This is a genomic window from Pseudomonas sp. OVF7, from assembly GCF_030644265.1.
In the GTDB taxonomy this organism is placed as follows: domain Bacteria; phylum Pseudomonadota; class Gammaproteobacteria; order Pseudomonadales; family Pseudomonadaceae; genus Aquipseudomonas; species Aquipseudomonas gorinensis.
On record NZ_CP128996.1, the window covers coordinates 4,422,395 to 4,434,222 of the forward strand.

At 62.9% G+C, this 11,828-nt stretch carries 13 protein-coding genes; 3 read left to right on the forward strand and 10 right to left on the reverse strand.

Annotated features, from left to right (window positions below; genetic code table 11):
- The first annotated feature begins 73 nt into the window (after window positions 1–73).
- The 3 genes from QU606_RS20065 to QU606_RS20075 all read left to right on the forward strand — a co-directional run bounded on the left by QU606_RS20065 (window position 74) and on the right by QU606_RS20075 (window position 1,894).
- Window positions 74–421 carry a DUF2493 domain-containing protein gene (locus QU606_RS20065; protein ID WP_102624640.1) on the forward strand — a complete coding sequence of 116 codons (348 nt, stop codon included), beginning with the start codon at window positions 74–76 and terminating at the stop codon, window positions 419–421.
- An 18-nt stretch (window positions 422–439) separates the two neighbouring features.
- Complete coding sequence (locus tag QU606_RS20070) at window positions 440–1,261, forward strand: hypothetical protein (RefSeq protein ID WP_304997396.1); 822 nt, start codon at window positions 440–442, stop codon at window positions 1,259–1,261.
- A 105-nt stretch (window positions 1,262–1,366) separates the two neighbouring features.
- Entirely contained in the window at window positions 1,367–1,894 is a 528-nt protein-coding gene (locus tag QU606_RS20075; protein ID WP_069076045.1) for a DinB family protein, read from the forward strand.
- Between the two features lie 2 nt (window positions 1,895–1,896).
- Here QU606_RS20075 and QU606_RS20080 read toward each other — a convergent pair whose 3' ends face one another.
- The 10 genes from QU606_RS20080 to deoR form a co-directional block, all read right to left on the reverse strand.
- Window positions 1,897–2,355 (reverse strand): GFA family protein, encoded by a 459-nt coding sequence (locus QU606_RS20080; protein WP_102624642.1) that lies wholly within the window; start codon window positions 2,353–2,355, stop codon window positions 1,897–1,899.
- A 291-nt stretch (window positions 2,356–2,646) separates the two neighbouring features.
- Window positions 2,647–2,838 carry a hypothetical protein gene (locus QU606_RS20085; RefSeq protein ID WP_041160947.1) on the reverse strand — a complete coding sequence of 64 codons (192 nt, stop codon included), beginning with the start codon at window positions 2,836–2,838 and terminating at the stop codon, window positions 2,647–2,649.
- A 93-nt stretch (window positions 2,839–2,931) separates the two neighbouring features.
- Window positions 2,932–3,606 (reverse strand): HAD-IA family hydrolase, encoded by a 675-nt coding sequence (locus QU606_RS20090; protein WP_024075676.1) that lies wholly within the window; start codon window positions 3,604–3,606, stop codon window positions 2,932–2,934.
- A gap of 11 nt (window positions 3,607–3,617) precedes the next feature.
- The gene (locus tag QU606_RS20095; protein WP_304997397.1) at window positions 3,618–4,646 is read right to left on the reverse strand and encodes an ABC transporter permease; all 1,029 of its coding nucleotides are present in this window, start codon (window positions 4,644–4,646) and stop codon (window positions 3,618–3,620) included.
- Window positions 4,647–4,666: 20 nt separating this feature from the next.
- On the reverse strand, window positions 4,667–6,154 hold the full coding sequence (locus QU606_RS20100; RefSeq protein ID WP_102624644.1) for a sugar ABC transporter ATP-binding protein: 1,488 nt from the start codon (window positions 6,152–6,154) through the stop codon (window positions 4,667–4,669).
- Window positions 6,147–7,133, reverse strand: coding sequence for a sugar-binding transcriptional regulator (locus QU606_RS20105; protein WP_304997398.1), 987 nt, complete (start codon window positions 7,131–7,133; stop codon window positions 6,147–6,149). Before QU606_RS20105 ends, QU606_RS20100 begins: the two co-directional genes overlap by 8 nt.
- Window positions 7,130–8,650: a ribulokinase gene (locus QU606_RS20110; protein WP_024075680.1), complete on the reverse strand. Its 1,521-nt coding sequence runs from the start codon at window positions 8,648–8,650 to the stop codon at window positions 7,130–7,132. Before QU606_RS20110 ends, QU606_RS20105 begins: the two co-directional genes overlap by 4 nt.
- Before the next feature lie 99 nt (window positions 8,651–8,749).
- Window positions 8,750–9,766 (reverse strand): galactitol-1-phosphate 5-dehydrogenase, encoded by a 1,017-nt coding sequence (locus QU606_RS20115; RefSeq protein WP_223817805.1) that lies wholly within the window; start codon window positions 9,764–9,766, stop codon window positions 8,750–8,752.
- A 42-nt stretch (window positions 9,767–9,808) separates the two neighbouring features.
- Entirely contained in the window at window positions 9,809–10,783 is a 975-nt protein-coding gene (locus QU606_RS20120; protein WP_024075682.1) for a substrate-binding domain-containing protein, read from the reverse strand.
- A gap of 154 nt (window positions 10,784–10,937) precedes the next feature.
- The gene (gene deoR / locus QU606_RS20125; RefSeq protein ID WP_041160948.1) at window positions 10,938–11,696 is read right to left on the reverse strand and encodes a DNA-binding transcriptional repressor DeoR; all 759 of its coding nucleotides are present in this window, start codon (window positions 11,694–11,696) and stop codon (window positions 10,938–10,940) included.
- Window positions 11,697–11,828: the final 132 nt, after the last annotated feature.

Consider the following 11,828-nt stretch of genomic DNA (forward strand, 5'->3'; position numbering starts at 1 on the left):
CCGCCGTTTAACCGGTGGCGGTCGCCCGACCGCTACCGTGCAATACAAGCGCTACTACAAGGAAAAAGGGCCTATGCGCGTCTTGATCTGTGCAGGTCGTCATTACGCCGACACCAAGCTGTCCCGCCAAGTACTGGATGCCTACCACCGCCTGCGCCCGGTGCATGTGTTGATCCACGGCGGCAACCAGTTCCTGGGCAGCGATATCGAGGAATGGGCGCGGGAACTCGGCATCGACGTGGTGCGCTACCCGCCCAACTGGCAACACCACGGCAAACAGGCGGAACGCCAGCGCAACCATTTCATGCTCACCGACAGCCGCCCCGACGTGGTCATCGCCCTGCCGGGTGGTGATGACACCTCGGAGCTGGTCTGCCAGGCCAAAGCCAGCGGCATTTCGGTGCTGACCGTAGAAAGCTGAATTCAAGCGAGGTGCCTCATGCACAAAAAACACACCCCTCGGCGCCCGGACGGGTTTGCCAAATACCGCGCGCGTAACCATCGCGGCCCTCGGGCCACGCTGTTGCTGCTGCCCCCGGCAAAACGCCGCGCGTTGCAACGCAACCTGATCTTTATCGGCATAACCCTGGCGATCCTGTTGCTCATCGCCGTGCTCTCCAAAGCCCAGGCGGCAGGCGGGTCTTATACGGTCGACGATGGCGCGATCAATGCACCGGGCGAATGCAACGTCGACGCCTGGTACACCGCCAACCGCCACGATGGCGGCCCCCACAACGCGACCCTGTCACCCGCCTGCACGTTCAGCGCACTGCCTTCGGTGCAATGGGGCGCGGCACTGTCCCGGGCCACCACTGGTGGCCCGGGTGAAACCCAGGTCAACCCGCAACTCAAGGCGCAGCTGTTGTCGAGCGAAGCGTTGGGCCTGGAAATGGCGATTGCCGCCGGGGCGCACTTTGCCCTGGATCGGCGACACGGGTTTGACGGCGCGGACTTCAACGTGCCGCTGACCTGGCAATCTTCGCTACCCCTGCGCCTGAACCTGAATGCTGGCTGGAGCCATGCCTACAACGACGGCGATCAAACCCACCGCCTGACCTGGGGCGCAGGCTTCGAATACCCGCTGGCGCAGTCCCTGACGCTGATCGCCGAACGCTACGGCCAGGCAGGCGGTGACCAAGCCTGGCAGGCAGGGCCGCGGTTGCATGTCGGGCCGTGGGTCGATGTCGACCTGGTGCTCGGGCGCAGCCTGATCGGTGAGCGTGACCAATGGCTGACCACTGGCGCCACAGTGCGCTTCTAGGCACTGGCAACGGCGTTGTTGTTGTCCACCCGCCTGCCGGAACACCATGACCGTCGGGCGGGCACGCCTTATGATGGCGCCACCGCGCCGAGGAGGAATCACCCCGTGGACCGTATCGAACAGATTGCCCTGATGGCGACCTACAACCAGTGGATGAACCGCAAGGTGTATGACACCGCCCACCAGCTCAGCCATGCCGCGTTGATGGAAGATCGTCGGGCATTTTTTGGTTCGATCCTGGGCACGCTGAACCACCTGATGTTGGGCGACACCGTGTGGCTCAAGCGCTTCGCCCAGCACCCGGCAGGCTATGGGGCGCTGGCACCGTTAACCGCCATCGCCACCCCCACCGACCTCAAGCAACTGGCCTTCGCCAACCTGGGTGAACTCTGGACGCACCGCGCCTGGCTGGATCAACTGATCATCGATTGGGCCGGCACCCTGAAAGAAAGCGAGCTTGACCAGCGCCTGCGCTACCACAACATGCGTGGCACCGCCGCCGACAAGCCGTTTTTTGGCCTGCTGGTGCACTTTTTCAATCACCAGACCCATCACCGGGGCCAGGTGACGACACTGCTGACCCAGGCGGGGCACGATGTGGGCGATACGGACCTGCTGGCGCTGATCGACTGAACTCAGCGGGCGCTGAACTCGGCATAGGCTTGCAACAGTCGGGGGAAGTCTTGCGGGGCCGGCAGTTGCGCGAAACTCTCACGCGCCGGGGTAGACGCCCACGGCAGCTTTTCGCTGGTCCAGGTCTCCATGAAGGGTACGTATTCCCGGGCGTTATCCAGCAAGCTGGCGCGCACATTGACGAACTCATCGATGCCGTGGGGCCGGGTAAACAACCAGCTCATGCAATGGGGGCAAAAGTAATGGCGGTCCACGCCATGCAAGCCGCCGATCACCGGGCAACCCTGGGTCACGGTGAATGCGCTGGCGGGAATCAATGCACTGAGGGAGAACGCGCTGGCGGTCATTTTCTGGCACCCGGTGCAATGGCACGCCATGGTGATCACCGGTGGCTGGCTCACGCTGAAGCGCACCTGGTTACACCGGCAACTGCCTTCCTGGGGCAGGTTGTTGATGCTCATCACTCATTCCTTTTTATGATTGGGACCGCGCCAGGGTAGCGTCCCACCATAGGGTTGAACAGGTGCGCGGCGTAAAACGAACGCTGTTGCGCGTGCTCGCGTGTCCCTCATGGCTCAACGCTGAACGCCCGGCCGATCGGGCTGTTGTGGCGAGCGGGCTTGCCCCGCGTTGGGCTGCGTAGCAGCCCCAAAACCTGGCGATTTAATATGCCTGGATAAACGCGGTGGCCTTATTGGGGCCGCTGCGCAGCCCAACGCGGGGCAAGCCCGCTCGCCACAACAAGCCTGCCCTCAATGATCGTTGGACACCCGCCTGGTGCGTGCCTTGTACACCGGCAGCGCGGCCGCATACGCCAGTGCCTGTTCGCGGGAATTGAAGGACGCCAACCGGTCCTTATGGGTACAGACCCGCCACGGCCCGAAGTTCACCTGCACGATATCGTAGCCATTCAGATGCAGCTTATTCAGCATTGGAGCGCTCATAGTCACCTCGCTTTCCTGAGATTTCCACGCAGTACGCGCCCTACCTTACACCCACATCCGCGAGCGTGGCCGACCGCATGTCGCAGCGCCCGGCTAGTCCGTGGGCAAACCCCATGCCTTCAAGTCGACGGCCTCCAGGCTGTGCAGGCGCCGGTCGGCGTGGAGGAACTTGTCGTCGGCCATCGCCGGGTCCGGGATGGCCACCGCGTACATGCCCGCCGCTTTCGCCGCGCTGATACCAAACGGTGAGTCCTCGAATACCAGGCAATCGGCCGGCGCAACCCCCAGGCGTTGGGCGGCGACCAGGAAGATATCCGGTGCCGGCTTGGCAGCGCCGACCTGCGGGTCATCCGCCGTGACGACCGCATCGAACAACTCGAACCACTCACGATGCCGGGCAATTTTCAGGTCGAAATAATGCCGCGACGAACTGGTCCCCACCGCAATCGGAATGCCCTTGGCCGACAGGTGACGCACCAAGGCTTCAGCGCCGGCCATGGCCGCAGCCTGGGGGAAACGCTCATTCATCAGGGGCGTGCGCAGTTCCAGGAACGCTTGCGCGCTGATCGGCAGTTCCAGCGCCTGCACGATATAGCTCGCCAGCGCGTATGCGCCCAGACCGATGGTGTGCTGCTTGATACTCCAGTCAAACCGCCGGCCACCGAAGCGGTCGGCAATCAATTGGGTGACTTCGGTGTAGATGCCTTCGGTATCGAGCAGCAAGCCGTCCATATCGAAAATCACCGCCTTGATCTGTGGTGCAGTCATCAGGGCTTTCCTCACGTTCGGCCAGCGTAGTGGTCGATCAGGCGGTTGAGCAGAATCGCCAGCACAATGATCACCCCGGTGATCGCCATCTGATAGAACGAACCCAGCCCGAGCAAATTGAAGATATTGCGCAGCACTTGCAGCAGCATCACCGCCACCGCCGTGCCGACCACGCTACCGCGCCCTCCGAACAGACTGGTGCCGCCCAGCACCACGGCAGCGATGGCGTCCAATTCCAGGCCCTGGGCCGCCGTGGGTTGGCCGACATGCAGGCGCGAGGTCATCAACAGCCCGGCGAACGCAGCCAGCCCCCCGCAAATGGCGAACACCGCAATGGTCACCGCCCGCACCGGGACACCGGACAAGCGCGCCGCTTCCAGGTTACCGCCCGTGGCAAGCACATACTCGCCAAACACCGTGTAGCGCAGCACCAGCCAGGCGATGAGCGTGATCAGGATGAAGATCAGGCCCAGCACCGGAAACGCGATGCCGGCACTCGGCAGGATGTCGATCATCGATGAACCAAACCCGGTGAAGCTTGCCGGCAGCCCGCCAATCGGTGCGCCATCGGAGGCCAGGAAGGTCGCACCGCGCAACGACACCAGGCCGGCCAGGGTGATGATAAAACTCGGCACCTTGCCAAATACCGTCAGGCTGCCCATCAAGGTGCCTATCGCCAGGCCCACCAGCAACGTCGCCGGCACTGCCAGCCAACCGCTGAACTGTTGCTGCAACAGCACCGCCACCAGGATGCCGCCAAAGGCGCACAAGCTGCCGACGGACAAATCGATGTTCGCGGTCAGGATGACGAAGGTCATTCCGATGGCCACGATCCCCACGATCGCCCCTTGCTGGAACAGGTTGGCGATATTGCCGAAGGTCAGGAAGTCATCGGACAAAAACGTCGCCACTGTCACGGCGAACAGGAAAATGAACACGAAGTTGTAGCGCATCACCCATTCCAGCACCGCACTGCGTCGGCTGGGCGTCAGGGCCATGGGCTTGTCGAAAACGGGTGTCGGGTTGCTGGCAATAGTCATGGTTCTGCACTCTTTACCGTTCAAGGATGTCGACCAATAAGGATGGCCTGGTCGATCTGGTCACGGCTGGCGCTCAACGGGTCGAAACACACCGCGTTACGCCCTTCGTGCATGACCCAGATCCGGTCACAATTGACGTACAACTCATCCAGCTCACTGCTGGCGACCAACACGGCCGCCCCCTCCTGCGCGAGGCTGCGGGCCAGGGCGTAGAGATCGGCCTTGGCGCCGACATCCAGGCCACGGCTGGGCTCGTCGAGCAGCAACAACCGCGCACCGTCGATCACCCACTTGGCCATGACCACTTTTTGCTGGTTGCCGCCGGACAACTGGCGTACCGGTTGCTCCAGGTTGTCGAGCTTGGTTTGCAGGCGTTGCAGCACCGGGCCCGCACGGTCCTTGGCCTGGCGATGGGAGAACCAGCCCAGATGCCGCGCATGCACCAGGCAGGCGTTGCGGTAGATCGGCGCGTCCAGCAGCAGGCCTTCGGTCTTGCGGTTTTCCGGGACCAGGCCGACGCCCTGGCGAATAGCCTGGCGTGAGGTCAACGGGCGGTAGGGCTCACCGAACAGTTCGACATCGCTGTCGGTACGGCCCACACCGAACAACGCCTTGAGCAAGGTGCTGCGCCCTGCGCCGTTGAGCCCCGCCAGGCCGACAATTTCACCTTGGCGCACCTGCAATCCACGCACATCCAAGCCCTGGGCACCCTGCAAGCGACGAATATCCAGGGCCAGCGCCTCGCGCGGCGGCTGGCGCGGGCTGCGCTCCAGCAGGTCGCGATGTTCGCCGACCACCGCGGCCACCAGCGCCTGGTCATCGATCTGCGCCAATTCATAGGTGCGCAACGTGCGCCCGGCACGTAGCACGGTGACCCGGTCGCCGATCTCGCGAATCTCATTCAAGCGATGGCTCACGTACAACACCGCGACCCCGGCGGCAGTGATCTCGCGGATCACCCGGAATACCTGCTTGAGTTCGGTTTCGTTCAGCGCGGCGGACGGCTCATCCATCACCACGACCTTGGCCTCACAGGTCAGCGCCCGGGCAATGGCCGCCAGTTGCTGGTTGGCAATCGACAAGCTGCCCACGCAGTCGGTGCTGGAGAACGTGGCGCCGACCCGCACCAGCGCAGCCTTGGCCAAGGCACTGCGCTTGCCACGGTCGATCATGCCGAAGCGCCGTGGCGCGTAGCCGAGCATCAGGTTTTCTTCCACGGTCATCTGCGCGATCAGGTCCAGTTCCTGGTAGATCATGGCGATCCCGGCCTGGCGCGCCTGCTGCGGGTTTTTCAACTCGACGCGCCGGCCGCCGATGAACATCTCGCCAGCGTCCGGCCGATGGGCGCCGGCGACGATCTTCAGCAGGGTGCTCTTGCCCGCGCCGTTGGCGCCCAGCAGGCAATGCACTTCACCGGGGCGCACATCGAGGGACGCGTCGGTCAACGCGATGACATTGGGTGGAAAGCGCTTGCTGACATGCTGAATCTCCAGCGCCAAATCATTCATGATCCTGCTCCAGCAAATAGCGCGCGGTGCCAGCGTCGGTCGCCAGCACATTGACGTAACCGGCCTTGACGCTGGCATGCACGATGCGATGTTTGTGGCCCCCCACGCACACGGCTATCGACCAGGCTTTGTCGCGCAGCGCCGACAGGCGCAGGCCAAGGGTACGGGCATCCAGTTCGGGCATGACCGGTTCGCCGTCCATGCCGATAAACCGGCCCATGATGTCGCCCACCGCACCGAGGCGCTCAAGTTCCTGGAGCAAGGGACGGTCGATGTAGCCCGACTCCATCAGCACCGAATGGTCGGACAACTCGCCCAGGCTGAAGCAGGCAACTGGCGCCTGCTCGCCCAAGTGCATGACCTGGGCGATCACCGGGTCTTGTTCCAGCGCTTCCCGGGTATGGGCGTGCCCCAGGATGGCCGGCACGGGCAGCAAGGTGGCCTGGCCACGCGCCGCCTGGGCGAAGCGTTCGGCCACGTTATGGCTGGGTTCGCCGACCGAGCGCGTGTTGATCGCGCCATTGAGCAGCACCACATTGACCCCTTCGTTCCAGCGCGGCACCAACCATTGGGCCATCTTGGTCAGGGTGCGGCCCCACGACACGCCGATCAGGGCAGGCATCGGTTGCAGGTTGCACAGGTAGCGCGCAGCAGCCTGGGTCACGACATTGAGTGCATCGTCATCGTCGACCTCCAACACCAGCGCCTCGCGCAGGCCAAAACGCTTTTGCAACGCCACTTCCAGCGCCGGCACGCGGGCCGAGCGGGCCACAATGTCAATGCGTACGACGCCGCAGTCGCGGGCCTCGCGCAGCAGGCGGCTGACTTGCCAGCGGGTCAGGCCGGTTTCACGGGAGATGTCGCTCTGGGTCTTTTCCAGGTCGTAGTACAGCTTGGCGACTTGCACCATCAGGTCATCACGTTGGGAGTCCGCGGTGAGCTTGGGCGGCAATGAATCGGCGCAGGTTTGGGTGCTCATGCGGCCGGCCTTACGCCGAGCGTGCGGTTCGCCGGCGGTTTGCAACTGATGGGCGCCACGCTGTCCGTGGCGGCGCGGTAACGGCCAAGCAATTCGATGTACTGCTCATGGGCGTAAGGGTCGGGTTCGATCAGGCGGCCGACGGTGGTGAAGGCCGTGGCGGCTTGCTGCAAGTCACTGAATTCACCGAGGGCGCAGGCCGCCGCCGCCGCAGTCCCGATCAACGTCAGGTTGTCATGGGGGACCATCTCGAACGGTACGCCGGTGGCATCGACAGTGGCTTGCAACCACAGCGGGTTTTTCTGGAAACCGCCGGCAGCGACCACGCGGGTGATCTCAATGCCTTCACTGCGCCAGGTGTGGAAGATGTTCGCCGAGCCCAGGGCAATGGCTTCCACCGAGGCGCGATAGAGGTCGTGGCGGTCGTGATTGAGCGACAGGCCCATGATCGCCCCGCGCATGTCCGGCGAGCGATACGGCGTGCGGTTGCCCATCCAGTAATCGAGCACCAGCAGGCCGGTGGAGCCCGGTTGCAGGGCAGCGGCCTGGCGGATCAATTGCTGGTGGCCGGCATCGTCCAGGCCGAACATTTTTTGCGCGAGCCAGTTGAGAATCGAGCCAGCCGAGACTTGCCCGCCTTCCATCAGCCATTGGCCGTCGAGCAAGGCGCCGGGGTAAGGCCCCCAGATACCCGGCACGTCGATACGCTTGGGGGTATGCATCAGTTGCACCACGGAGGTGCCGCCGATAAACAGCACTTCACCCGCGCCCGTGGTACCGGCGCTGAGCATGGCCATGTGCGCATCGATACCGCCCTGGGCCACCAGGGTGTCGCGGCTCAGGCCCAGGTGATTGGCGGCCTCTGCGGTCAACGGACCGATTCGCCCACCGACCTTGATCACTTCCGGCGGCAGCTTCTGTGCGAGTTCGGGAATGCCCAGGTCGGCGTACAGTTCCACGGGGAAACGCTGCTGCAACGTGTCGTAGTTCCACTTACAACTGGCGTTGAGTTGAGAGGCAACCCAGCGCCCGGTCAGTTGGTAATTGATCCAGTCCACCGCTTCGCAGATTCGCGCCGCGCGGCGGTACACCTCGGGCTCGTGCTCAGCCAGCCACATGGCCTTGGGCACCAGCCACTCCACGGCGTCCCCCCCTTGGTTCATCATCGGGTGGCTGATCCGGGCGCTGCGCGCCGACTCAACGGCCGCGCGGCAATCCATCCATAACAAGGCCGGGGCCAACGGTTCGCCGTCCGCCTGGGCGGCCACCACCGTGGACGCAGTGGTCGCGACACACACCGCGGCCACCGGTAGATGCCCGGCCTGGGCCATCAATTGCCGACAGGCTTTGCCCAGCGCGGTCCACCAGTCAGCCGGCGCTTGTTCAGCCCAACCCAATTGCGGGTACTGCGTGGCGTAGGCGGCCTCGGCCACCTGTATCAGTTTGTGGCTGTGCAAGTCATATAGCCCGGCACGCACCCCACCTGTTCCGAAATCCAGTCCCAACAACAACGTCATCGGTAGTCCTCCTGCGTCTTGTGCCGCCGACGCTTTTTGTTTTGAGCCCTGCAACCACCTGCATTGCAGGGCTGGGCGAATCACAGCCTAAGCCTTGGATCAGGGGCGGAAAATCACCTTGGCGGCCACTTCGCTGCGGTCGGCGTAACGCTTGAACATGGCGGGCAACTCTTCCAACGGCAAGTCGTGGGTGATCATGAATTGCCACTGCAATTCACCCGACGCCAGCTTGTCGATCGACGCGGTCCACTCGTCACCGGGGAACGGCGCCGAGAAGGAGTTCCACGCGCCATGCAAGGAAATTTCCTGGCGCAGGAAGTGCGAAAAAGTCGCGGTGCTGATCGGCACTTCGCCCGTTGGAATGCCGATAAATACCACGTGCCCGCCGGCCTTGGTCAGTTGTACCGCCTGGTTGATCGAGCTCGGATGACCCGCGGCTTCAACGACCAGTTGGCAGCGCGGCAACTCGACATCCGAGGCACCGCTGAGCAAGGTGTGGGTCGCACCGGCCTGGCGGGCCATGGCGAGTTTCTCTTCGGCGATATCGATGGCGACGATGTCCTTGGCGCCCATGATGCGCAGCCACTGGATCACAAACAGCCCGATCGGCCCGCACCCCACCACCGCGCCACTCTGCCCGGCCTTGAAATCGGCTTTCCAGATGGCGTGCAGCGCAATCGCCGCCGGGTCGACCAGGGACGCGGCAATCGGGTCCATGCCCTTGGGCACTTTGATCAGGTTGCTCAGCGGCACATTGACGTACTCGGCATAAGCGCCGTCGCGGCGGCTGCCAAAGTAGTCGTACTGTTCGGAGCGCGACGGAAAGCCACGGGCATACTGGTCGCTGGTCACGTCCGGGATCATCGGCGGCACAGTGACCAATTCGCCAATGGCGTAGCCTTCGACGCCACTGCCGATTTCTTCGATGAAACCAGCAAACTCATGGCCGCAGATCAGCGGCATCACATGGGCGCCCTTGCTCAGCATCCGCGGGATATCCGAGCCGCAGACCCCACAGGCCGCTACTCGAACCAAGGCGTGGCCGGCCTTGACGGCAGGTTTTGGAACATCTTCGACCCGGATATCACCCGGTTTGTACATGACGGCAGCTTTCACAGTGAAATCCCCTGTTGGATAGGCAATGCAGCGGTGAGCGCTTCAGAGTGCGCCGGGACGGTATTCGCCGAAGGTAGCGTCGTGCTTGATCTGGGCCGCATCGGCCTGGGTCACGACTTTGGTGCCGGCGTCGACGAAGGCCGGGATGGTCTTGCCGGTGACCAGGCCACGCGCCGCTTCAATCGCGACTTCGCCTAGGTAACGCGGATCGTTGAGGGCGGTGGCGACGTATTGGTCACCGTTCTGAATGGCATTGATCGCTTCCGACAGGCCATCGACGCCCGCGACCAGTACGTTTTTCTTGCCGCTTTCATTGAGCACTTGCAGGGCGCCCATGGCCATATCGTCGTTGTGCGCGATCACGGCCTTGAGGTCAGGGTGGGCCTGCAACAGATCCTGCATCGCCGTCACCGCATTGGCGCGCATGTATTCGCTGTAGGGGCCTTCGATAATCTTGAAGTCGGTGCCGGCCAGCGCGGTATGAAAGCCCTTGCGCCGCTCTTGCATCACGGTACCGCCGGCATCGCCCTGGATCTCGATGACCTTGCCGCTGACCACGCCTTTTTGTTTCAGCGCGGCCACCAGGGCTTTGCCGGACAGCTCGCCCATCTCGGCATTGTTGCGACCGATGGTGGCGGCGACAGGCGCGTTGATCGCGCGGTCCACGGCGATCACCGGGACCTTGGCGCGCTTGGCGGCATCTAGCGAGGCGCCGACGGCGTCGGGGTTGACTGCATTGATGATCAGGACGTCGATCTTGCGGGTCAGCAGGTCCTGGATATCGTTGTTTTGCTTGCTGATGTCGCCATTGGCGTCGAGGAAGATCAACTCGTCGCCATCTTTCGCGGCGGCCGCCTTGGCACCGTCACGCAGTTGCACATAGAAAGGCGATTGGAGGGTGACCTGGCTGAAACCGATCTTCAGATCCTTGGCCTGGGCATTCAACGCCAGTACCGAGGCCGCGACAGCCAGTGCAAGGGACAGCACCTGAACAGGTTTACGGGCGATCTGTAGCATGGTGATTCCTATTTTTATTGTTGTCTGGATTCGGGCACTGCCTTCAGCGAGGCAGTGCTCACAAATGTGAACAGCGATCACATTTGAAAAACTATGCCTTGCCCGCCAGGGTGTCAAGGCAATTTTGTTAGAATCCAAACATACGATAAATAAATCACAGCATCAGAATCGCCCCGGCCTCCTCGATGAGCTGCCGCTGCGCCACTGGCAGGCCAACGTCACTGATCACCCGCTGGAAGTCGGCCAGTTCAGCAAAATGCGCCGCACGTACCTGCTCGAACTTGGTGTGGTCGGCCACCAGCACACAACGCTGCGCCCGTGCCATGACCCGGCGCTTGACCTCCACTTCATTGAGGTTGTAACAGGTCACGCCATGCACGGCGCTCACCCCGGCGGCGGAGATAAATGCCCAGGCCACGCGGATCCCCTCAAGGATGCCCAGCTCGGCGCGACTCTCGAAGACCAGGTTGCGCCGGTCCAGCATGCCTCCGCACAGGATCACCGTGCAGTGGGGCTTTTGCTGGAGTTTGAGCAGGACATTAAGGGAGTTGCACAGGGCGGTGAACTCCAGGTCATCGGGCAACGCGTCGATGATAAACGGCGTGGTGGTGCCGCAATCGATGAAAACGGTATCGCCCGGGCGCACCAGGCTGGCGGCCACGCTGCCGATGCGACGCTTCTCGACGAGGTTGCGCTGGTCTTGTTCGGCCACCTGGTAATCCGGCTCCGGCGCACCGCTGCGGGTGACATGCCCGCCCAGCAGGCGCAGGCCCTGGGGGCTGTCCACCAGGTCGCGGCGCACCGTCATTTCCGACACGCCGAGCAATGCCGCCATCTCGCGTAAATGCACGGCGGCCTCGCCTTGCAAGGCCCTGTGCATGGCTTTGAATCGTTCGCTTTTCTTTGAATCCACTGCGTTTTCACTCGGTTTGAACGTGGCCGATAGATAACAAGGCTCACAAATCCCATTTACAATGTTATTTATTTAACATTTAATGCATCCAACTTAACACAAACAGGCTTTTCTCAGCACCCTCCCCCACAG

What these genes read in the sequence shown, in the direction of transcription:
- QU606_RS20065 (WP_102624640.1), top strand. Translation starts at nt 74, where the DNA reads ATGCGCGTCTTGATCTGTGCAGGTCGTCATTACGCCGACACCAAGCTG.
- QU606_RS20070 (WP_304997396.1), top strand. Translation starts at nt 440, where the DNA reads ATGCACAAAAAACACACCCCTCGGCGCCCGGACGGGTTTGCCAAATAC.
- QU606_RS20080 (WP_102624642.1), bottom strand. Translation starts at nt 2,355, where the DNA reads ATGAGCATCAACAACCTGCCCCAGGAAGGCAGTTGCCGGTGTAACCAG.
- QU606_RS20085 (WP_041160947.1), bottom strand. Translation starts at nt 2,838, where the DNA reads ATGAGCGCTCCAATGCTGAATAAGCTGCATCTGAATGGCTACGATATC.
- QU606_RS20090 (WP_024075676.1), bottom strand. Translation starts at nt 3,606, where the DNA reads ATGACTGCACCACAGATCAAGGCGGTGATTTTCGATATGGACGGCTTG.
- QU606_RS20095 (WP_304997397.1), bottom strand. Translation starts at nt 4,646, where the DNA reads ATGACTATTGCCAGCAACCCGACACCCGTTTTCGACAAGCCCATGGCC.
- QU606_RS20100 (WP_102624644.1), bottom strand. Translation starts at nt 6,154, where the DNA reads ATGAATGATTTGGCGCTGGAGATTCAGCATGTCAGCAAGCGCTTTCCA.
- QU606_RS20105 (WP_304997398.1), bottom strand. Translation starts at nt 7,133, where the DNA reads ATGAGCACCCAAACCTGCGCCGATTCATTGCCGCCCAAGCTCACCGCG.
- QU606_RS20110 (WP_024075680.1), bottom strand. Translation starts at nt 8,650, where the DNA reads ATGACGTTGTTGTTGGGACTGGATTTCGGAACAGGTGGGGTGCGTGCC.
- QU606_RS20120 (WP_024075682.1), bottom strand. Translation starts at nt 10,783, where the DNA reads ATGCTACAGATCGCCCGTAAACCTGTTCAGGTGCTGTCCCTTGCACTG.